The organism is Stenotrophomonas sp. Marseille-Q4652 (assembly GCF_916618915.1).
In the GTDB taxonomy this organism is placed as follows: domain Bacteria; phylum Pseudomonadota; class Gammaproteobacteria; order Xanthomonadales; family Xanthomonadaceae; genus Stenotrophomonas.
This window is the reverse complement of sequence record NZ_CAKAKE010000001.1, coordinates 1406969-1428640: the sequence shown is the minus strand read 5'-3', so window position 1 is coordinate 1428640 and position 21672 is coordinate 1406969. Positions and strand designations below refer to the sequence as shown.

16 protein-coding genes, 3 tRNA genes and 1 pseudogene are annotated in these 21672 nt (G+C 64.2%); 16 read left to right on the top strand and 4 right to left on the bottom strand.

The features are described from left to right. The first annotated feature begins 6 nt into the window (after positions 1-6). Together LG380_RS06680 and LG380_RS06675 are read left to right on the top strand one after the other, a co-directional pair. Positions 7-3891, top strand: coding sequence for a PilC/PilY family type IV pilus protein (locus LG380_RS06680; protein WP_225764126.1), 3885 nt, complete (start codon positions 7-9; stop codon positions 3889-3891). A gap of 14 nt (positions 3892-3905) precedes the next feature. Further along, on the top strand, positions 3906-4346 hold the full coding sequence (locus LG380_RS06675; protein WP_343237792.1) for a type IV pilin protein: 441 nt from the start codon (positions 3906-3908) through the stop codon (positions 4344-4346). A gap of 100 nt (positions 4347-4446) precedes the next feature. On the opposite strand, the gene LG380_RS06670 is transcribed toward LG380_RS06675, so the two are convergent. Further along, a tRNA-Asn gene (locus tag LG380_RS06670) sits at positions 4447-4523 on the bottom strand. A 121-nt stretch (positions 4524-4644) separates the two neighbouring features. Beyond that, complete coding sequence (locus LG380_RS06665) at positions 4645-5169, bottom strand: GspH/FimT family pseudopilin (protein ID WP_225764125.1); 525 nt, start codon at positions 5167-5169, stop codon at positions 4645-4647. Positions 5170-5353: 184 nt separating this feature from the next. On the opposite strand from LG380_RS06665, the gene LG380_RS06660 reads away from it, so the two are divergent. Then, a protein-coding gene (locus tag LG380_RS06660) for an IS3 family transposase (RefSeq protein WP_225764124.1) occupies positions 5354-6504 on the top strand; the annotation gives its coding sequence in 2 pieces (ribosomal slippage) (positions 5354-5600 and positions 5600-6504; 1152 coding nt in all). A 37-nt stretch (positions 6505-6541) separates the two neighbouring features. Continuing rightward, on the top strand, positions 6542-7537 hold the full coding sequence (locus LG380_RS06655; RefSeq protein WP_225764123.1) for a site-specific integrase: 996 nt from the start codon (positions 6542-6544) through the stop codon (positions 7535-7537). Positions 7538-7543: 6 nt separating this feature from the next. On the opposite strand, the gene LG380_RS06650 is transcribed toward LG380_RS06655, so the two are convergent. Beyond that, positions 7544-7620, bottom strand: a tRNA-Asn gene (locus LG380_RS06650). 61 nt (positions 7621-7681) lie between these two features. After that, a complete protein-coding gene (locus LG380_RS06645; RefSeq protein ID WP_225764122.1) occupies positions 7682-8236 on the bottom strand; it encodes a GspH/FimT family pseudopilin in 555 nt (184 codons plus the stop codon). Positions 8237-8398: 162 nt separating this feature from the next. On the opposite strand from LG380_RS06645, the gene uvrB reads away from it, so the two are divergent. The 12 genes and pseudogenes from uvrB (at position 8399) to LG380_RS06585 (ending at position 21638) form a co-directional block, all read left to right on the top strand. Next, positions 8399-10429, top strand: a complete 2031-nt coding sequence (gene uvrB, locus LG380_RS06640) for an excinuclease ABC subunit UvrB (protein ID WP_225764121.1) — start codon at positions 8399-8401, stop codon at positions 10427-10429. Between the two features lie 100 nt (positions 10430-10529). Next, positions 10530-10604 (top strand) — tRNA-Val (locus tag LG380_RS06635). Positions 10605-10917: 313 nt separating this feature from the next. Continuing rightward, on the top strand, positions 10918-12588 hold the full coding sequence (locus LG380_RS06630; protein ID WP_225764120.1) for a type IV secretory system conjugative DNA transfer family protein: 1671 nt from the start codon (positions 10918-10920) through the stop codon (positions 12586-12588). 405 nt (positions 12589-12993) lie between these two features. Beyond that, a complete protein-coding gene (locus LG380_RS06625) occupies positions 12994-13422 on the top strand; it encodes a hypothetical protein (protein WP_225764119.1) in 429 nt (142 codons plus the stop codon). Positions 13423-13495: 73 nt separating this feature from the next. Continuing rightward, complete coding sequence (locus LG380_RS06620) at positions 13496-14434, top strand: type IV secretion system protein (RefSeq protein WP_225764118.1); 939 nt, start codon at positions 13496-13498, stop codon at positions 14432-14434. Further along, a pseudogene (locus tag LG380_RS06615) lies at positions 14431-15202 on the top strand (TrbG/VirB9 family P-type conjugative transfer protein). The gene LG380_RS06620 and the pseudogene LG380_RS06615 overlap by 4 nt, the downstream one beginning before the upstream one ends. Further along, positions 15199-16410, top strand: a complete 1212-nt coding sequence (locus LG380_RS06610) for a TrbI/VirB10 family protein (RefSeq protein WP_225764117.1) — start codon at positions 15199-15201, stop codon at positions 16408-16410. The pseudogene LG380_RS06615 and the gene LG380_RS06610 overlap by 4 nt, the downstream one beginning before the upstream one ends. 12 nt (positions 16411-16422) lie before the next feature. Continuing rightward, positions 16423-17466: a P-type DNA transfer ATPase VirB11 gene (gene virB11, locus LG380_RS06605; RefSeq protein WP_225764116.1), complete on the top strand. Its 1044-nt coding sequence runs from the start codon at positions 16423-16425 to the stop codon at positions 17464-17466. A 55-nt stretch (positions 17467-17521) separates the two neighbouring features. Beyond that, a complete protein-coding gene (locus LG380_RS06600; protein ID WP_225764115.1) occupies positions 17522-18385 on the top strand; it encodes a lytic transglycosylase domain-containing protein in 864 nt (287 codons plus the stop codon). Between the two features lie 68 nt (positions 18386-18453). After that, entirely contained in the window at positions 18454-18843 is a 390-nt protein-coding gene (locus LG380_RS06595; protein ID WP_225764114.1) for a TrbC/VirB2 family protein, read from the top strand. Then, entirely contained in the window at positions 18836-19141 is a 306-nt protein-coding gene (locus LG380_RS06590) for a VirB3 family type IV secretion system protein (RefSeq protein WP_225764113.1), read from the top strand. Before LG380_RS06595 ends, LG380_RS06590 begins: the two co-directional genes overlap by 8 nt. Positions 19142-19196: 55 nt before the next feature. Beyond that, on the top strand, positions 19197-21638 hold the full coding sequence (locus LG380_RS06585; protein ID WP_225764112.1) for a VirB4 family type IV secretion/conjugal transfer ATPase: 2442 nt from the start codon (positions 19197-19199) through the stop codon (positions 21636-21638). Positions 21639-21672: the final 34 nt, after the last annotated feature.

Below are 21672 nucleotides of genomic sequence, written 5' to 3'. Positions count from 1 at the left end.
CGCGCCATGGCTTCGCGCAGAACCAAACTGATCTCGTCGCTGACGGTTGCCGTCCTCGCGGCGGGCGGCTATTTCGTCTATTCGGCATTCGCGGTGCAGGGGCAGGGGGCGCTGGCCCAGGCGCCGTTGAACTTCGAGTCGCAGGTCACGCCGGCGTTCATCATCGCGGCCGACGACTCGGGTTCGATGCAGTTCCACAACCAGTTCCCCGGCGCGGACGGCAAGGCGTGCTGGACCAATCCAGCGGATGGTCAGCCGCTCAGTTTCTTCAATCCGGCCGGTCAGCTGTATGCCACCCGCAGAACCAGCAATACGGCAGCAGGCCATGTCTGCAATTACGCGTACTCGTATGGCGGCACCTACCGGCTGCCGGGAAACCATTCCGCTACGGGCAACAATTATGTCGGGCTTGTTCCCATTGACCGGTTCGGTTTCGCGCGATCGCCCGAGTTCAACCCGGCTTATTTCGATCCGGAAACCACGTATGAGCCATGGTTGAATTATGACGGCACGTCCTATGCGCAGGCCGATCCCAGGGCTGTGCTGATCGACCCGACCGGCCACGTCAAGTCTGCGGCAGGCGGTTCCGACGCCAACTGGACGCTCGATCTGACCCAGCCGTATGACCGGACTTTTGTCGGGACTACCAACGGAAGACTGGATGATCGCTATGTATTGAAGGCGCAGATGGTGGTGCCGGCGGGCACCAAGTATCAGACCGAGGCTTCGGCGGGGTGCGGCGGCCTGACCGGCGGCGGCGTCTGGGTCACCGCCACCACGGATATCGCAATTCCGGCAAACACGACCTGCGTCGTCTTCATCGAGCACTACCTGCCGACCTTCTTCCTGAAGGAATCGACTCCGGTACCGGCCGGTTACGCCGGCGTGGCCCGCGAGCTGGTGAACAATGCCTGCGGCACCGGCTGCAACATGTGGAAGTACACGATCGGTGCGGCCGATGCGGTCGCAATGCAGAACTTCGCCAACTGGTTCCAGTATTACAACAACCGGCACAAATCCCTGATCGCCGGCCTGACCCATTCGCTGGTCGACGTCAACAACATGCGGATCGGCTACTTCCGCATCAGCCAGCACGGCTCGTTCGACCAGCCGGATGTCACCACGGCCCTCAATCCGTCCGGCCATGAGCGCGTGCACATGCGCCACATGGAAGTTCCGACGGACAAGCAGGCGATCTATACGCAGGTCCTGGCCAGGCCGGCCTGGAGTGGTACAACCAATCGTCAGGCGGTGTACGCGGCCGGCCAGCAGTTCAAGCGCACAGATCCCACGAACTCGCTCCAGGGCGGTGCGCCGGTGCAGCTGGCGTGCCAGAAGAACGCGATGATGCTGTTCACCGACGGCTACAGCAACAACGATGGTCCGACGGTCGGCAACATCGATACGGCGATGGGAACGCCGTTCTCCGACGGGCATGACAATACCCTCGCGGACATCGCCGCGACCTATTACCTGAATACCGGATCGGGCCAGTCGCCGCTGCGCACGGACCTGCCTGCCGGACAGGTGCGGGTGCCCTCCGGCTGTCCGTCGACCGATCCGTCGATCGACTGCCAGAGCAATCTGCACGTCAATTTCTACGGGGTAACGCTCAACGGGCGGGGCAACCTCTACGATCCGGACAACCTGCTGGATCCGTACACCAATCCGGCGGTCTACAACCACTGGCCAGCACGCCAGAACGACAACCGCAGCACCATCGACGATATCTGGCACGCGGCGGTCAATACGCGCGGCCAGCTGATCAATGCCCGCACGCCGGCGGACATCACCGCGGCCATGCGTCAGATCCTCGGTGCGGTGGCCGAAGGCACCACGCCGTCCGGCAGCATCGGCATCACCGGCGCCCGGATCGGCTCGGGTTCGCTGTCGGTCGAGCCGTTCTACGAGTCGCGCAACTTCGCGACGGACTGGTACAGCACATTGACGGCGCAGCGTCCGGAGACCCACCCGATCACGGGCGAGGTCAACTATGTGCACGCTTGGGAGGCGAGCGCGCTCCTGCCCGCCCCCGCCGCGCGCAACGTCTGGTACTCGAGAGCAGGTGCGACGCCCGCGCAGTTCAGATCGACGGCCTCGCTGTCGCTCGACGACCTGTGCAACAGCCCGTCGACGCATTCGCTGTGCACCGCCGCGTCGATCACCAGCAACATCGGCGTCGATGTCGGCCAGGCAATCACCTATCTGCTCGGCGACCAGACCAACGAGGAAGGCCGCACCGGCGGGACCGGCAAGTTGAGGTTCCGGACGACACGGCTCGGCAGCATCATCAACTCCTCGCCGGTGCTCAGCTCGCCGACCGACGACTTCGGGTACCGGGCGTTGATGAGCACGGATGACCCGCCGGTATCCGATCGCTTCAACTATTCCGCGTATCTCGCGGTAAAGAGCGCGCGGCCGCCGATGATCTATGTCGGCGCGAATGACGGCATGCTGCATGCATTCGACGGACGCAGCGACGCCAACGGCGGCATCGAGCGTTTCGCCTACATTCCTTCGACCGCGCTCGGCCACATGGGCAACCTGCTGCTGCCGCTCGCGGGCAAGGACAATGATCCGGACTTCAAGCACCGCTATTTCGTCGACGGCCCGATCACGGTCGCCGATGCCTATCACGGCGCCACCTGGGGCGGTGGCGGTTCGGGCTGGAAGACGGTGCTGGTCGGGACGGCGGGTGCAGGTGGGCGCAGCGTATTCGCGTTGAACGTGTCCGATCCTGCCGGTTTCAACGCGGGGAGCCGACTCTGGGAGCTCGGCCCGCATTCCGACATTGCAATCCAGCGTGATCTCGGTCACGTACTCGGAAAGCCGGTCGTGGTGCCGGTGAAGAGCATCGGCGGCGCCGTGAGCTGGAAGGCGATCTTCGGCAACGGCTACGGCAGCCCCAACGGCAACGCGGTCCTGTTCGTCGTGGATATCGCCACGGGGGCGGTGCAGCGGATCCAGGCCAACGAAAGCGTGGCGCCGGCAGGGTCGAGCAACGGTATCGGCAATATCGTCGCCGTCGACCGGTACACGGGCGACAACGCGACGCTGAACCTCACCGGTCGCGACGGCTACGCCGATACGGTCTACGCGGCGGACCAGAAGGGTGCGCTCTGGCGGTTCGACCTGCGCCCGACCACACCCACCGTTTCCAGCGCGCCGGTGTTCGTCACCGCCACGCAGCCCGATGGCTACCGGCAGCCGATCACGGGCGGCCTGACGGCTGCGCTCGCACCTGGTGGTGGCGTAATGGTCTACTTCGGCACCGGCAGCTTCTCGTTCGTCGGCGACAAGGAAGATCTCAGCATGCAGTCGCTGTACGGCGTCATCGACCGCGGGCTGTCGACGACGCTGGACCGCTCCAACCTCACGGCGCAGACTGTCACCGTCGGCCCGGCCGGGAGTACGTCCCGGGTCGTCACCAGGAATGCGATGAGCGCGGGCTCCCGCGGATGGTATGTGGATCTGCCGGCGGGCGAACGGATGGTGTCGCATCCGCGGATCGAGAACGGCATCGTCTTCATGCCCACCTACGATCCTGCCGTCTCGGACGGCTGCAGTGGCCTCGGCAACAACTGGCTGTACGGCCTCAACGCATTGAGCGGAGGAGCCGCACTGAGCGGGGTGTCCGTGGGTTCGCCGACCGGTGATCCGTATGGCGCTGCGACAGGTGCGGTCGCGCTGGCGACCGGCGGCACCGCGCCGGTCAAGGAAGTCGCGGTGCTGACGTCGCCACGCTTGCCGCCGCTGGCAGCGGGTGCGACGGCGGCCGAGCTGGACGCCGCTCTCGCCGCACAGTGCTCGATGCTGGTGCAGGTGGCAGGCGCACCGCCGCTGTACATGCCGCGCGCATGCGGGCGGCAGTCATGGCGGCAGATTCGATGATCAGGAGAGAGGTCGTGAAGTCATCCAGCAACAGCATCGCCAGGGGCCGGCCGTTGCACGCGCGCGGGTTCACGCTGATCGAGTTGATGGTCGTGGTCGCGGTGATCGCGATCCTTGCGGCGATCGCCGTTCCCAACTACCAGGACTCGGTGCGCAAGGCGCGGCGTGGCCAGGCGAAGGCCGATCTCGTGGAGCTTGCGCAGCTACTGGAGCGCCGGCACACGGTCAACAACTCGTATGCGGGGGCATTGCCCTACACCGTGTCCCCCAAGGACCCCGGCAGCACGACGCATTACAACATCACGCCGGCTTCCCTTGCGGCGGGAGCCCAGTCGTTCGTGCTGACGGCGACGCCCATCGGCGGCCAAGCGAGCGACCGTTGTGGAACATTGACCCTGTCCAGCGCGGGCGCGAAGGGCAAGTCGGGGTCGGCGCCTCTATCCGAATGCTGGTAACACCCACAGAAAAGCCGCGGATCGCTCCGCGGCTTTTTTTTACGCCCGTTAACAAGCACAAAAAAAGCCTGCGCATCGCTGCACAGGCTTTTCGGTATTCTGGCGCCCGAAGTTGGACTCGAACCAACGACCCCCTGATTAACAGTCAAGTGCTCTAACCGGCTGAGCTATTCGGGCGGGGACGCACATTCTAGTCGGTTGTCGGCGGGGGTCAAGCCTCGCGGGACGGCGCGGGGCGGGAAATTTTCGCGGGGTGTCCGCGTGGCGGATCCGGGCGCATGGCGCAGCACGGCGATGTTCAGAGCGGGCAGGGGCGCGGCGGCTGCGGGCGCGCGCTGCGCACCCGGCCCAGGTTGTTGACGATGACCTCGCCGGCGAGCGCTTCGCCGCTGCACACCCGCACGGTGAGATTGGTGCCGGCGCTGCGGCCATCCCGCTGATAGCGCACGAAGTGGCGGGTCGCGCCGAGCCGGAGCCTGCCGCCGGCGCCGGAAGGCGCATCGGAGACCCGCAACAGCTCGGCCACCGTGTCCGGCCTGCGGTTGCCGTCGGGGTCGGCGAACACGATCCAGCCGCCGCTCCAGTCGGCGCCGCCGCTGCAGCCGTCCATGCCGGTGCCCGGGCAGGCCACGACCGGCGCGCGGCGCATGATCGCGCTGCTGCGGGCCATTGCGAGGTCGGTGCTGATCAGGTGAATCGTGGTCCGCACCTGATGCCGCGCGAGCACGTCGCTGAAGCCGGGCAGGCCGATGGCGAGCAGCACGGCGAGAATGGCGAGCGTCGCCAGCGTTTCGACAAGGGTGAATCCGTTGGGGTGCGACATGGCGCGTCCTTGCGGCCAGGAACCGAAAGACTGGCCTCTGCAGCGGGTGTTCGGCTTCGGTAGCCGCCGCTTCGCGGAGTGGGAATGAACCGGCTGCTATGGTCGGAAACCGGTTGTGGTCTGGACCGCCCAGCCTTTTGTAGACACCCGCAGGCCATAATTCATGGCTACAGCAGAGGTGTTCATGAGCAGCAAGCGATACACGGATGAGTTCAGGGCGGAGGCGGTGAAGCAGGTGCTCGAGCGGGGCTTTACGGTGGCGGATGTGGCCGCGCGGATCGGGATCCCCAAGCACACGCTGTACGACTGGGTGCAGAAGGCGAAGAAGGCCGGGAAGGCAGCCGCAGGCTCTGCGTTGGTGGGGACCGACTCGGCGGAGATACGCCGCCTCAAGGCCGAGCTCCGGCGCGTGACCGAGGAGCGCGACATTCTAAAAAAAGCCGCCGCGTACTTTGCCAAGGGGTAAGGGCGAAGTACGCGTTCATGCGTGCGCACATCGGCGAGTTCCGACTGGTCGCGATGTGCCGGGTGCTGGGCGTGCACCGCAGCGGCTACTACGCCTGGGTCCGGCAGTCGGCCAGCCTGCGTGAGCGCGAGGATCAGCGGCTGCTGGGGCTGATCAAGCACTTCTGGCTGGCCAGCGGTGGCGTGTATGGCCACCGCAAGATCACGCTTGACCTGCGCGAAGCGGGCGAGACCTGCAGCCGCCACCGCGTGCAGCGGCTGATGAAGGCCGAGGGTCTGCGGGCGCAGGTCGGCTACGGGAGCAAGCCGCGACATCGCGGTGGCCCGGTGGGTGCGGTCGACAACGCGCTCCACCGCGACTTCGCCCCCGCCGCGCCGCACAAGGTCTGGGTCACCGACATCACCTACATCCGCACCTACGAGGGCTGGCTGTTCCTGGCGGCGGTGATGGACCTGTACTCGCGGCAGATCGTGGGTTGGGCCACGGCGCCGACGATGACCAGCGACCTGGTGCTGCAGGCCCTGGTGGCGGCGGCATGGCGGCGCAAGCCGGGACCGGGCGTCATGGTGCACTCCGACCAGGGCAGCCAGTTCACCAGCAGCGACTGGCAATCGTTCCTGAAGGTGCACCGGATGGTGCCGAGCATGAGCCGCCGCGGGAACTGCCACGACAACGCGGTGGCCGAGAGCTTCTTCAGCGTCCTGAAAAAGGAGCGGATCAAGCGGCGGATCTACCCGACCAGGGCCGCGGCGGCCTCGGACGTGTTCGACTACATCGAGATGTTCTACAACCCGGTTCGTCGGCATGGTTCCGCTGGCGATGTCTCACCGGTAGAGTTCGAAAGGCGCTACGCGCAAAGCGGCCGATGAGTGTCTATGAAACTCTGGGCGGTCCAGTGGTCGCCGCGTGTCGCAAAGCTCTGGGACTGCCAACAAGCGGCAGGCTCAAGAGTTCCACGACAAGCGCAAAGCCGAACTGTGGGAACAGGAGCGTCTCGGCGTAAAGCCGCGCCGCATATGGGATGAAGCCGTGGTTCGCTACTTGAACGAGGAGGTGAACAAGAAATCGGTCGGTGACGACAAGCTGCATCTGCGGTGGCTGCAACCCCGACTGGAAGGCATGGACTTGGCGCAGATCACCCGCGACGTGGTGGATGGACTGCGGCAGGAAAGCCAGAACACCGGCGTCAGCAACGCCACGACGAACCGGCGGATTCAAGTGCTGCGAGCCATCCTGCGTCGAGCACATCTGGAATGGGAATGGCTCGACAGGCTGCCTCGGTTCCGTTTGCTGAAAGAGCCGCAAGGCCGGGTGCGCTACCTGACACGCGGTGAAGCGGCACGACTGCTGGCCGAGTTGCCGGAACACCTGCGGGCAATGGCGCGGTTCTCGTTGGCTACGGGGCTGCGGCAAGGCAACGTCAAGGGGCTGCGATGGTCGAAGGTTGACTTCGAGCGCAAGGCGGCGTGGGTGGACGCAAGCGAGGCCAAGGGAAAGCGGGCCATTCCAGTGCCGTTGAACACCGAAGCCATGCAGGTCATCGCAGAGCAACGCGGGAAGAACCCCGAGTGGGTGTTCACGTTCCGGGGCAAGCCGGTGGAGTTCAAGACCAGCACGAAGGCGTGGCGAAATGCGCTCAAGCGTGCGGGCATCGAGAACTTCCGCTGGCACGATCTGCGGCACACCTGGGCAAGCTGGCACGCGCAAGGCGGGACGCCGATGCACGTCTTGCAGAAGCTCGGAGGTTGGCAGACGCCAGCGATGGTGCAGCGGTACGCCCACCTCGGCATGGATGACCTGAAACGCTACGCGGAGCAGGTGCGGATACAGCAACCGGTGACTGGCTACGATTTGGCTACGCTAGAAAAACGAAGGGCCGCCGAAGCGACCCTATGTCCTTGATGTAACTGGCGCCCGAAGTTGGACTCGAACCAACGACCCCCTGATTAACAGTCAAGTGCTCTAACCGGCTGAGCTATTCGGGCGAGGCGTGCATTCTATGGGGAGATGATTTGTTGTGCAACACCTTCGTGAAAAATTTTTTCTTCAGCTGCACGGCATGCCAGCCGCGGGCACGGAAGTCCTTACGCGACCGGCGTTGTTGATGATCACCTGGCGTGCCTGGAAGCCATCCAGGCAGATCGAGATCGTGGTGTTGCTGCCCGAGCTCCGCCCGTCCGGAAGGTAACGGATCTGCTTGCGACCGCCGGAGGAGGTGATGGTTGTTCCGCGGCCGCGTGTCGTGGCTTCTACGAGTAGCGCCGGCGAGGCTTCAGCCGGCTTGGCGCGTTCTGGCTGCGGGAAGATCGCCCATCCGCCGGTCCAGTCCGAGTTCTCGCTGCAGGCGAGCCCGTCGGTGGTGGGGCAGAGCACGGTCGGCACACGGTGGGTGATGGCGTGCAGCCGGGCGTGGTGGAGGTGGGTCACCAGTAAGTTGGTGAGCGCAATGGCCCGCTGTCGCTGGTGCAGCTCCCGCAGGGCGGGTGTGCCCGTCGCCAGCACAATGCCGAGGATGGTCACCGTGGTGAGCAGCTCGACCAGCGTAAACCCGGCGAACGACGATCGGACATCGGACCGGGGGATAAGTGGCGTCCTTGCCATGATCCTTCCTGGTAGCCCCCCGGTTCAGGGTGCGGGGTCATGGTGCGTCGGTCGGGGCGCTGGCTGCATCGGATGGCGTCCCGGCTCGGCGTAGGAAAAGTGCGCGACGGGCCGTAAACACCCGCTCGCTATACTTGATGATCCCGCTTACAGGTCGCTTCCATGTCAGACCGCTTCCAGCTTGTGTCTCCCTATTCACCGGCCGGCGACCAGCCGTTGGCGATCGAGAAGCTGGTGTCCAATTTCGAGGCGGGGGTGGCCAAACAGACCCTGCTGGGTGTGACCGGCTCCGGCAAGACCTACACCATCGCCAACGTGGTTGAGCGCATCCAGAAGCCGACCCTGGTGATGGCGCCGAACAAGACCCTGGCCGCGCAGCTGTACGGCGAGTTCAAGTCGTTCTTCCCGCACAACGCGGTGGAGTACTTCGTCAGCTACTACGACTATTACCAGCCCGAGGCTTATGTGCCGTCGTCGGATACCTTCATCGAGAAGGACAGCTCGATCAACGAGCACATCGAGCAGATGCGGCTGGCGGCGACCAAGACCCTGCTGTCGCGGCCCGATGCGCTGGTGGTGGCCACGGTATCGGCTATCTACGGCCTGGGCGCGCCGGAGGACTATCTGTCGTTGCGGTTGATCCTCTCCAAGGGTGAGCGGATCGAGCAGCGCGACCTGATCAACCACCTGACCCAGCTGCAGTACACGCGCAATGAGTACGAGCTGCATCGCGGCACGTTCCGCGTCCGGGGCGAGGTGATCGACGTGTTCCCGGCGGAATCCGACAGTGAGGCGCTGCGGATCGAGCTGTTCGATGGTGAGGTGGAGCAGCTGAGCATGTTCGATCCGCTCACCGGCGAAAGCCTCCGCAAGATGATGCGCTACACGGTGTATCCGAAGACGCACTACGCGACCACGCGGGAGCGGGTGCTCAGCGCGGTGGATACCATCAAGCTCGAGCTCAAGGAGCGCCTTGAGCAGCTGTACGCGCAGAACAAGCTGGTCGAGGCGCAGCGCCTGGCGCAACGTACCCAGTTCGACCTGGAAATGATGGCCGAGGTGGGGTACTGCAACGGCATCGAGAACTACTCCCGGCATCTCACCGGCAAGGCGCCGGGCGAGCCACCGCCGACACTGTTCGATTACCTGCCGCCCGATGCGCTGCTGGTGATCGACGAATCGCATGTGACCATTCCGCAGATCGGCGCCATGTTCAAGGGCGACCGCTCGCGCAAGGAGACGCTGGTGGAGTTCGGTTTCCGCCTGCCATCGGCGCTGGACAACCGCCCATTGCGCTTCGAGGAGTGGGAGGCGCGCTCGCCGCGCAGCATCTATGTATCGGCTACGCCGGGTCCTTACGAACTGCGCGAGTCCGGTGACGAGATCACCGAGCTGGTGGTCCGGCCAACCGGTCTGATCGATCCGGTGGTGGAAATCCGCCCGGTGGGCACACAGGTCGACGACCTGATGGGCGAGGTCAACGAGCGCATCAAGCTCGGTGACCGCGTGCTGGTGACGACGCTGACCAAGCGGATGGCGGAGAACCTTACCGAGTACCTGGGCGAGCACGGCATTCGCGTGCGTTACCTGCATTCGGACGTCGACACCGTTGAGCGCGTGGAGATCATCCGTGACCTGCGCCTGGGCAAGTTCGACGTGCTGGTGGGCATCAACCTGCTGCGCGAGGGCCTGGACATGCCCGAGGTCTCCCTGGTGGCGATTCTGGATGCGGACAAGGAAGGCTTCCTGCGTTCGACCGGCTCGCTGATCCAGACCATCGGCCGCGCCGCTCGCAACCTGCGCGGCAAGGCCATCCTGTACGCCGACCGCGTGACCCGCTCGATGCAGGCCGCCATCGACGAGACCGACCGGCGCCGTCAGAAGCAGGTTGAATACAACGAGCTGCACGGCATCGTGCCCAAGTCCGTTGCCCGGCCGATCACCGACGTCCTGGAGGGCGCCCGTTCGGAGGCCGCCGCCAACGAGGGCAAGGCCGGCAAGGGAGGGAAGGGCAAGGCGCGCAAGGTTGCCGAGGAGGTCGCGGATTACCAGTCCATGGATCCGGCCCAGATTGCCAGTCGGCTCAAGGCCCTGGAGCAGCAGATGTACCAGCATGCCCGGGACCTGGAGTTCGAGGACGCGGCCCGCGTACGCGACCAGATCAGGCAGTTGAAGGAGGCCAGCCTGGGTTGACTGGGGCGTGCGAAAAATTTTTTCGGAAAGTGTTGTCCTTCCGGTGAAAGTCGGTCTACAATGCGCGCCCCGCAACGAGCAATTCAGCGCGGGAAACAACGGGCGGTTAGCTCAGCGGTAGAGCACTACCTTGACATGGTAGGGGTCACAGGTTCGAACCCTGTACCGCCCACCACCTACACGGCGAGGTGGAAAAGACAGAAAAGCGGCCTGCACAAGCGCCGTTTTTTTTGTGCCCGGAAGCCGGCCTGGCGGCTGCATGCCGTGCACGGCACTGCGCCACGCGAAAAGTGGCTCGTTCTCCCTCCCCCGGCGCGTACCTATTGCAGTGCGCCGTGTCGCATTTCCGGAATGTCCCGCACTCCGCGGTATTGCGAGCGCGAGGTGATGCTGCACCATGGACCTGCTGTCGATGGAGCTGCTCGCAGCGAATTGCTGCGATCACAGGGAATGGTCGCCTTCGGCGACGGATCAGGGAGGATCTGGACGTGCTGTACAACAGGACTGCAATCGCACTGGGTGCCGTACTGGCGACCCTGCTGCTGGGCTATCTGCTTTCCGGTTACCTGGTGCTGGTGTTCCTGGGGCTGGACACGGGGCTGTTCGGCCCTGCCACCTACTACGAGTATGTCCGGGCATTGCCGCTGCCGCAGGTGACGCCGTTCGCGGGCAGGATCAAGGCTGCCGGTGCAGTGGGATTCGGCGTGCCGGCGCTGCTCGCCTTGGGCGCCCTTGTGCTGCGATACAGGCCGCGCAAGCGCGGACTGCATGGGGATGCCAGGTTCGCCAGTGCAGCGGACCTGGCCCGGCATGGACTGTTCAAACGCACGACGGATTCGCTGGTGGTGGGAAGGTTCGGCCGTCGTCTGGTCCGGCTTTCCGGCCAGCAGTTCGCGATCCTCGCGGCGCCCACGCGCTCGGGCAAGGGCGTCGGCGTGGTGATCCCCAACCTGCTCGAGTACCAGGAGTCGGTGGTGGTCCTGGACATCAAGCAGGAGAACTTCAGCCTGACCAGCGGCTGGCGCGCGAGCCAGGGGCAGGAAGTGTTCCTGTTCAATCCGTTTGCCGAGGACCGCCGCACACATCGCTGGAACCCGCTCAGTTACGTCTCCGATGATCCGGCTTTCCGCGTGTCGGACCTGATGGCCATCGCGACCATGCTGTATCCCGATGGCGCGGACGAGCAGAAGTTCTGGGTGGGGCAGGCGCGCAACGCCTTCATGGCCTTTGCGTTGTACCTGTTCGAGAACCGCGACGATGAACGCGCCATCGGCTTTCCCGGCAGCGGTGCGCCGACGCTGGGAGGTATTCATCGCCTGTCCACGGGCGATGGGTCGGACCTGCGCAAGTACCTGCAGCAGCTTTCGTCGCGACCCTTCCTGACTGCTGGTGCGCGCTCGGCCTTCGCCAGCCTGTTGTCGCAGGCCGATGAGACCTTTGCTTCGATCATGGGGACGTTCAAGGAGCCGCTCAATCCATGGATCAACCCGGTCCTGGACGCGGCCACCAGTGCCGACGACTTCCGGCTCACCGACCTCCGGCGCAAGCGGATGACCATCTACGTTGGCATCCAGCCCAACAAGCTTGCCGAGGCCCGTCTGATCATCAACCTGTTCTTCAGCCAGGTCATCAACCTCAACACCCGCGAGCTTCCCCAGGCCAACCCGGAACTCAGGCATCAGGTCCTGTTGTTGATGGATGAATTCACCGCCATCGGGCGGGTGGACATCATCGCCTCGGCAGTAGCGTACATGGCCGGCTACAACATCCGCCTGCTGCCGATCATCCAGTCCGTGGCGCAGCTCGATGCGACATATGGCAAGGATGTCTCGCGAACGATCATCACCAACCACGCGCTGCAGATCCTCTATGCGCCACGGGAACAGCAGGACGCCAACGACTATTCGGACATGCTCGGCTACACCACCGTACGCCGCAAGAATGTCACCAGGGGCAGGGAGACCAGCCACAGCTACTCCGAGGAGCGCCGGGCGCTGATGCTGCCCCAGGAGCTGAAAGCGATGGGGCAGGAGCAGGAAGTATTCCTGTACGAGGGGCTTTCCCATCCGGTGAAGTGCTCGAAGATCCGCTACTACAAGGACCGCCACTTCACTTCGCGACTGCGCGCGGCCGTGGATCTCCCGCCGCTGCAGTTGTGAGCGAAGGTGACGTCGTGCCATGGCGTGGTGTGATGCGTGTCGAACAAACGATGCAGGGCGTGTAGGAATTTGCTGAATTTCACACGGATCCGTTGACCTGCGTATTGCCCACGGGCAGATTTGCCGCCGCGTCGAAGGATGACGCGTGCGGTCCAAACATGACGCGCCAGGCGCTCCGCCGGCGCAGCAACGGGGAAGCTGGACATGGAAGTTCGCTATTGCATGCCCGCCCATGGCGGCGGGATGTGTGCTGCCTATCGCCTCTTTTATCGCGGCCGGGACAGTGTTGCGCGCCGGTCCGGCCGGGTGGCCGCGGCCATCCACCCCTGAATTCCGCTGTCATGACCGGTCTTCCGGTCGTGCCGTGTTCCGTCGCCGCAGTTCGCCAGCACAGGGAGATCGAGTGTGAGGCAAGTGCATCTGTTGCGCGTGGTGATCATCTTGGCCGTGGTGTCGCTTGCCGCGTGCGCCACACGTCCGGCTCCGGATTTCGGGGGGCGCTGGAAGCCGGTCAACCGGTTCGCCGCTACCACCACCGAGATCCCGCTGCACGGCACCTATGTGTTCCAGGCCTCGCCCATGGACGGCACGCTGAAAGCGATGCTTGAGCGCTGGGCGACTGACTCCGGAATGGCGCTCGACTACCAGCTTGGCTCGGACTTCACGTTGCACCAGGCGGTCGCCGGTATCTCCACACCCGACGCGCGGCTTGCCGTGGAGGGCATCAGTTCGGCCTTTGCCACCCAGGGGATCCGTGTGTCGATTGATGGCAACCGCATTGTCGCCCAGGCAGAGGGTGCTGCGGGGGCCAGTAACGTCGGTACCGGCGGCTGAGCGCGCGATTACCGGGGACCGTTTCCTTTCGCCGTGAGCTTTTCCCTTTCTCCCATGCAGCCTGGATGACTTCATGTTCGGCAAGAAAGACAGCGGTAACAGCCAGCGGGTCGAGCAGGCCATCAGCAGGGCAGTGAGCTACGAGCTGACGGTGGCCGACCTGGCCCGCCGCAGCGAGCGTCGCGCCTGGTGGGTGGCCTCGGCGGCATTGCTGATGTCGCTGGCACTGGCCGGTGGCTACTACTACATGCTGCCGCTCAAGGAGAAAGTGCCGTTTCTGGTGATGGCCGATGCGTATACGGGCACCGCGACGGTGGCCCGCCTGGTGGGCGACTTCCAGGCGCAGGCCATCACGGCCAGCGAGGCGATCAATCGCAGCAATGTTGCCCAGTATGTACTTGCGCGGGAGTCCTACGATTCGGCGGTCATGGGACTACGGGACTGGGAGCTGGTGTTCACCATGTCCGCCGAGCCGGTCGCGGCCAGCCATCGGGCACGTTACGTGAGCAACAATCCCCAGAATCCATTCCACATGTACGGACGCGAGAAGGCCATCCGTGTCCGCATCCTGAGCATCACCCCGCTGGGAGCCGAGCCCAATGGCAGCTTCCGCGGCGCGTCGGTGCGGATCCAGCGCAGCCTGCTGGACAAACGCACCGGAAGCACGACCTATCTGGACAACCAGCTGGTCACCCTCAGATTTGAGTACCGGAACGACCTGGCCCTTTCCGAGCAGGACCGCATCCTGAATCCGCTTTCGTTCCAGGTCTCCGAGTACCGCGTGGACAACGATTACGCCCACGGAGTGCCGGTGCCGGATGAAAGCGCTTTGCAGGCACAGGCCCAGCAGGCGGCGGCGCAGGCAGGGCAGGACACGCATGACCCGGGCGCGCCCGTCGGGGCTGCCGTGGCCGATCCGGCATCCCGGGTACCGGCCGTCCCGGGGCTTTCGCCGGCTTCCGGCGTAACAGGGATCAGCACGGGAACCGCCGAGGGAGCTGGCAATCGATGAGCAGTTGCAAACGTGGAGCAGTGCCAATGTTGCTGGCCGTGTTCGGCATGATGCCGGCCCCGGTGCTGGCGCAGGCTGTCGATCGGTACCTACGAGAAGGATGGCATCTACCCGGTCCGTACCGGCCTGGGCCTTACTACCCAGATCGAGTTGAGCCCCAGCGAGAAGATCCTCGACTACAGCACCGGCTTCAGCAACGGGTGGGAACTGACCCGTCGAGAGAACGTTTTCTATCTGAAGCCGAAGGACGTGGACGTGGACACCAACATGATGGTGCGCACGGAAACGCACTCCTACATCTTCGAGCTGAAGGTCGTGGCCACTGACTGGCGGCAACTGGAGCAGGCCCGCCGTGCCGGGGTGCAGTACAAGGTTTCCTTTACCTATCCCGACGATGCCCAGTTCCGTGTAGCACAGGAGGCTGTCGAGGAAGAGGCCAGTCCGCTGCTGAGCACCGGACTGGCCAGGGACCGCGTGTACAACTTCGACTACTCCTATTCCACCCAGCAGGTGAAGCGGATGGGGTGGTTGATCCCGGTAAACGCCTATGACGATGGCCGGTTCACCTATCTCAAGCTGCCCGCGTCGCCGGAATACAAGACCGGCATCTTCCCAGCGGTGTTCGGGCGCGAGACGGAAAGCGGCGAGGACTTCGTCGTCAATACCACCGTGGAAGGCAACACACTGGTCGTGCACGGCACCCACCCCTACCTGGTGATCCGTCACGGGGAAAACGTCGTTGGCTTGCGAAGGAACGCAAAGAAATGAACCAGACCTTCCATCCGGGTTCCGGCGAGGCTGTCCACGCTCCGGAGCATGCCAATCCGTACTATGGAAACGCACATGCCCGGCCCGATCCTGATCTGGATGCCGCAGCTCCACAGCTGCGATCAGCCGAAGAGCAGCGCCTGAACCGCAAGGCGCTGATGTTCCTCGGGGGAATCCTTGCCCTGGTCATGACGATGGGCTTTCTGGTCATGCGCAAGACGGACACTGGCGCAGAGGCGCCGCGCAAAGGCGTGGAAGCGGCCCGGGTCAGTACACCCGAGTTGCCCGTAGCCAGCGTTCCGCTGCCACTGCCGCCGGCAGAGCCCATCCCGATGTTGCCCACCGCACAGGCCGGTCGTGACGCTACGCCGCCGGTAGCGCCGCTCTTCAGTACTGGGCCGACCGCGGAACCTGTAGCGGATCGCGGTCCATCGCTGGTCGACAGGCGCATCGGTTCGGAAGGCACCGCAGGGCAGGATGAGGCAGACGGCGGCCTGGGCATGAGGGAGTACACCCAAACCATGCTGGCCGCGATGCAGGCGGGAAACCAGCCCGCGGCACCGCAACGGACGCAGCGTGGGCCGGAGCTGGAGGATGCCTCCAGTGCAGCCTTCATCCGCAGCCCCGATGCGCTGCTTGTGCGGGGCACCTACCTGCGCTGCGTACTGGAAACACGGATCATCACCGATTTCGCAGGATTCACTTCCTGCCTGCTCACCGAGCCGGTGTACTCGATCAACGGGCGTACCTTGCTGCTGCCCAAGGGCTCGAAGATCTATGGCGCCTATGGTGGTGGGCCGGTGGGTGAGCGCGTCGAGGTGATATGGGATCGGATCACCACGCCCAATGGCCTGGATGTGGCCATGTCCAGCCCCGGTGTCGACGGACTCGGCGGTGCGGGGCTACCGGGTGACTACAGCGCGCACTGGGGAAGCCGGATTGCCTCGGCGCTGATGATCAGCCTGATCGCCGATGCCTTCAAATATGCCGCCGCCGAGAACGGTCCCGAAAGCACGACGGTTACCGGTGGTGGGCTGGCGGTGCGCTCGCCCTACGAGAGCGCGACCGCCCGCAGCATGGAACGGCTGGCCAACGACGCCCTAGCACAGCGGCGGCCGCCCACGGTCACCATCAACCAGGGCGAGATCATCAACGTGTACGTGGCCCGGGACGTGGATTTCTCCGAAGTCCTGGCTCGTCGGCGCTGACGGGGACGACCAATGGATGCCGAAGTGGCCCCTGTCTCCCGGATTTCCAGCGACTTCCTGAGCTACCAGTACGAAGTGCTGGGCATCGTGGACTTCATGGCTTCGCCTGACGTGACGGAAATCTGCATCAACCGTCCAGGAGAGCTTTACCTCGAAACCCGTGGAGGCTGGGAGCGCAGGGAAGTGCCGGGCCTGACATTCGAACGCGCGCGCCAGTTCTGCACGGCCGTGGTCAACGAGAGCAACACCGGTCAGCGCATTACCGATGCGGACCCGGTGGTGTCGCTGACATTCCCGACCGGGCAGCGTGCCCAGTTCGTCATCCCGCCGGCGTGTGACGCGGGCAAGGTGTCGATCACCATCCGCCTCCCATCACGGCACACCAAGACCCTGTTGCAGTACCAGGAAGATGGCTTCTTCGACCAGATCCTCGAGGTCGACGGTGGGGTGAGCGAGATCGACCGAGAGCTGCTGGAGCTGCGCCGGGCGCGTGACTACGCCGGTTTCTTCCGCCAGGCGGTACTGGGCCGGAAGAACATCGTGGTGTCTGGCGCCACGGGCTCGGGCAAGACCACCTTCATGAAGGCCCTGGTCAACCACATCCCGGCCAACGAGCGCCTCGTCACCATCGAGGACGCACGGGAACTGTTCATCAGTCAGCCCAACGTGGTCCACCTGCTGTATTCCAAGGGTGGGCAGAGCACCAGCAGTGTCACTGCCAAAAGCTGCATGGAGGCCTGTCTGCGCATGAAGCCGGACCGCATCATCCTGGCTGAGCTGCGCGGCGACGAGGCGTTCTATTTCATACGCAATTGCGCCTCCGGCCATCCCGGCTCTATCACCAGTTGCCATGCCGGCAGTCCGGAGCAGACCTGGGACCAGCTGGCGCTGATGGTGAAGGCTTCGACCGAAGGGGCCGGGCTGGAGTTCGAGGTGATCAAGCGCCTGTTGATGATGACCATCGACGTGGTGGTGCATATCAAGGCCCACGCCGGACGCCGTTACATCACCGGCATAGATTTCAACCCGGCACGGACGCAGGGAGAAGCCGCATGAGATGGCTTTGGATCCCAGGCATGGGACCGTCGGGAGCCAGAAGGAGGGGTGCCTGATGCTGCCCGGGCTGGAGGCCGTGGCATGTCCGGACATGGCCGTTTCCATGGACGTCATGCAGCACGTGGTCAACGTCGAGTCCTCTCGCAATCCATTCGCGATAGGCGTGGTTGGCGGCGCGCTGGTGCGCCAGCCACAACACCTGGACGAGGCGCTGGCGACCGTGCGCATGCTCGAGGAGAAGGGCTACAACTTTTCGGTCGGCCTGGCCCAGGTCAACCGCCACAATCTGGCCAGGTACGGGCTGGACTCCTACGAACGCGCATTCCAGATCTGTCCCAACCTGCAGGCGGGCGCGCGGATCCTGGCCGAGTGTTACAGCCGCTCCGGCAACGACTGGGGCAAGTCATTCAGCTGCTACTACTCAGGCAATTTCGAAACCGGGTTCCGCCACGGCTACGTCCAGAAGATATTCCGGTCGATCGATCGGGAAGTCCGGACGGGCAGAGGGGAGCCCATTGCCATCACTGCAAATCCGCGCAGGTCGGCTGGCAGCAGTGCGGGCACCACCATCGTAAGGAACCGGATGGCGGGCGATAGTCGCCCTTCTGGCGGCGCGGATGGGGATCCCGCGTGGGCATTCAATGCCAGGTTCCCGTTACCTGCCTCGATGGCCGAACCGGCGATGGACCCTCCGCCGCAGGCGCGTAGCGCGGCCGCCTCGGTCGGTTCGGAGCGATCAGGTGATCGGAGTGCCGGGAGTGCCGGGAGTGCCATGGCACTTGGGGTGGACCGGGACCACCCGCAGCTAAGCACTCCAGTGGTGCTCAAGCCATGGGCGGGGCCTGTGCAGTCCGGCAACGAAGCCCCCGTGTTCCAGACCAACCAGATTCCCGCATGGGATTCGGCCTTCGTCTTCTGACGGGGGCTTCAGGGCAGTCGTCCCTGTCAAGGGCGATCCAGTTCGATTGACCAACCAAGGAAACCACCATGAACCATTCGCTCCACACTCCCGATACCGCGCAGCGCACCTTGAAGGCAATGCTGATGGCCACTGCCTGCCTTGCCCTGATGGTCGCTCCCGACGTGCTCGCCCAGGGAGTCGACTTTGGCGGTACCGACAAGAAGGTCTGTGGCTTTTTCAGCAGCATCAACGGGCTGCTCAACATTGCCTCCATCGCGGTGGTCACCATCGCGGTGATCTTCGCCGGCTACCAGATAGCGTTCGCGCACAAGCGCATCGCGGACGTTGCCCCGATTCTGGTGGGTGGCCTGCTGATTGGCGCGGCCGGCCAGATCGCCAAGATGCTGCTCGGTAGCGAAAACACTTCCGCTTGCACCGCGATGCTGGTCGATGCCGTCAGGTACTACGGTGCATAAGAACGTGCTGTTCCGGGGCTGTACGCGGCCGGCGATGTTCCTGGGCGTGCCGTACGTGCCCTTCTTCATGGGTGCGGGCGGCAGCCTGTTGCTGGCCATGTACCTGGACATGCGGCTGCTGGCCCTGATCCCGGTGGTGGTGCTGGCCATGCGTCAGATGGCGCGGCGTGACGAGATGATCTTCCGCCTGCTGGGACTTCGCCTGATGTTCAAGTTCAGGGCGCGCAACCTGCAGGAGCATGAGGGGATGTGGGTATTCACGCCCAACCACTACCGCCAACGCCCACCCAGGAGTTGATCCGCGCCGGACAGGTCTTCCTGTCCGGCTTCCCGTCCTTGGCCGGAGGCCGCCCATGTTCACGCCCGACACCTCGATCAGTGAATTCATCCCGCTGTCGTCACACGTGGCCACCTCGGTGGTCAAGACGACCGGCGGCGACTACCTGTTGACCTGGCATCTGGAAGGGCTGCCCTTTGTCGGTCGCGAGGAATGGGAACTGGAACACCGCCACAACACCTTCAACCGGCTGCTGCAGACGCTGAGGGCACCGGATTTCGTCAACGTTGCGTTCTGGGTGCACGACATCCGCCGGCGCAGGCAGGTGAAGGGACGGCCGTCCTTCAGGCAGTGCTTCAACCAGGAACTCTCCGACAATTACATGGAGATGTTGTCCTCCCAGCGGATAATGCAGAACGAGCTGTACCTGACCATGATCTACCGTCCTGTCGTCGCGGGTAAGCGCTTCGTGGAGAAGTCGGCCGACATTGCCCGCCTGCAGGCGGAGCAGGAGCAGGCGGTGGTGAAGCTGCTGGAGCTGGCAGGGAATGTGGAGGCGGTGATCCGCGACTACGCGCCGTACCGTCTGGGGATGTACGAGGCGCGCAACGGCATGGTGTTCTCCGAGACCCTGGAGTTCCTGGGCTACCTGATCAATCGCATCGATGAGCCCGTACCGGTGCTGTCCGCGCCGGTGAAGGATTACCTGCCTGTCAGCCGGCACCTGTTCTCGGCCAGGACCGGCGACTTCGCGATCAGCACCCCGACCGGCGTGAACCACTTCGGGGCGATGCTCAACATCAAGGAGTACGCCGAAGGGACGTACCCGGGGATCCTCAACGGGCTGAAGTACTTGGACTTCGAGTACGTCATCACCCATTCCTTCAGCCCGATGGGGCGCCAGGATGCGCTCAGGGTGCTGGATCGCACCAAGGGCATGATGATTTCCTCCGGGGACAAGGCAGTCAGCCAGATCATCGAGCTTGACCAGGCGATGGACCAGCTGTCCTCGGGCAACTTCGTGCTGGGCGAGTACCACTTCATCGTCGCCGTGTACGCCGACAGCCAGCAGAAGCTGTCGCAGAACGTGGCGGCCACCCGTGCTGAGCTGTCCAACGCCGGTTTCGTGTCTGCCAAGGAAGACCTGGCGGTGACGTCGTCGTTCTACTCGCAGATCCCGGCCAACTGGCGCTACCGCACGCGGCTGGCCAACGTCAGCTCACTCAACTTCCTCGGGCTCGCGCCCCTGCACAATTTCGCCATTGGCAAGCAATCCAACAACCCGTGGGGAGACTGCGTCACCACGCTGCAGACCACCAATGGCCAGCCCTATTACTTCAATTTCCACGCCACCCACCCTTCGGAGAACTCAGTCGGGGAGAAGGCCATTGCCAACACGATGGTCATCGGCAAGTCGGGTACGGGCAAGACAGCCCTGATCAACTTTCTGTTGAGCCAGGTGCAGAAGTATGACCCGGTCCCCACCATCTTTTTCTTCGACAAGGATCGGGGCGCGGAGATCTTCGTCCGTGCCTGCGGCGGCAACTACCTTGCCCTGGAGAACGGCCGGCCGACCGGCTTCAATCCCTTCCAGTGCGAAAATACCGAGGCCAACGTCCAGTTCCTGGCCGATCTGGTCAAGGTGCTGGCAGGCAAGCACGAGTACAGCGCGCGCGAGGAGGAAGATATCTTCCGTGCGGTGGCGAGCATGCTGGATACGCCGATGCACCTGCGCACCATGGGCAACTTCCAGAAGAGCCTGCCCAACATGGGCGACGACGGGCTGTATGCGCGGCTGCGCCGCTGGACCTGTGGCAACTCGCTGGGATGGGTGTTCGACAACCCGGTGGACACCGTGGACCTGGGGCGCGCCAGCATCATCGGGTTCGACTACACCGATGTGATCGACAATCCCGAAGTGAGGGTGCCGGTCATCAGCTACCTGCTGCATCGGCTGGAGTCGCTGATCGACGGCCGGCCGTTGATCTACGTGATGGACGAGTTCTGGAAGATCCTGGACGGCGAAGGGGGGCTGAAGGAGTTCGCCAAGAACAAGCAGAAGACCATCCGCAAGCAGAATGGCCTGGGCATCTTTGCCACGCAGAGCCCGGAGGATGCACTCAGGAGTGACATTTCCGCGGCGCTGATCGAGCAGACCGCAACGCTGATCCTGCTGCCCAATCCCAATGCCAGCAAGACCGACTATATCGACGGGCTCAAGCTCACCGAGGCCGAGTTCAAGGTCGTGACCGCCCTTGACGAGCGTTCCCGGTGCTTCCTGGTAAAGCAGGGGCATGCTTCCAGCGTCTGCCAGCTCAACCTGCGCGGCATGGACGACATTCTCGCCGTGATCTCGGCATCGACTGACAACATCGAGATCATGCACCGCATCCTGGCGACCGCCGCTGCGCGCGAGCAAGTCTCCATCGACGAGCTTCGCCCCGACCAATGGCTCACCGATTTCTATGTACAGCGCAAGGGCTCCGGCAAACCGGTGGCTGAGCGCCCTGCGGCCTGATGGCCGGTTCCCAACCAAGAGCAGACAAGGACGA

Bases quoted from the DNA above. Each gene is read 5' to 3' on its own strand.
- LG380_RS06585 (WP_225764112.1), top strand. From the start codon at position 19,197: ATGTTCACGCCCGACACCTCGATCAGTGAATTCATCCCGCTGTCGTCA.
- LG380_RS06600 (WP_225764115.1), top strand. From the start codon at position 17,522: ATGCTGCCCGGGCTGGAGGCCGTGGCATGTCCGGACATGGCCGTTTCC.
- LG380_RS06610 (WP_225764117.1), top strand. From the start codon at position 15,199: ATGAACCAGACCTTCCATCCGGGTTCCGGCGAGGCTGTCCACGCTCCG.
- LG380_RS06645 (WP_225764122.1), bottom strand. From the start codon at position 8,236: ATGGCAAGGACGCCACTTATCCCCCGGTCCGATGTCCGATCGTCGTTC.
- virB11 (WP_225764116.1), top strand. From the start codon at position 16,423: ATGGATGCCGAAGTGGCCCCTGTCTCCCGGATTTCCAGCGACTTCCTG.
- uvrB (WP_225764121.1), top strand. From the start codon at position 8,399: ATGTCAGACCGCTTCCAGCTTGTGTCTCCCTATTCACCGGCCGGCGAC.
- LG380_RS06620 (WP_225764118.1), top strand. From the start codon at position 13,496: ATGTTCGGCAAGAAAGACAGCGGTAACAGCCAGCGGGTCGAGCAGGCC.
- LG380_RS06595 (WP_225764114.1), top strand. From the start codon at position 18,454: ATGAACCATTCGCTCCACACTCCCGATACCGCGCAGCGCACCTTGAAG.
- LG380_RS06665 (WP_225764125.1), bottom strand. From the start codon at position 5,169: ATGTCGCACCCCAACGGATTCACCCTTGTCGAAACGCTGGCGACGCTC.
- LG380_RS06680 (WP_225764126.1), top strand. From the start codon at position 7: ATGGCTTCGCGCAGAACCAAACTGATCTCGTCGCTGACGGTTGCCGTC.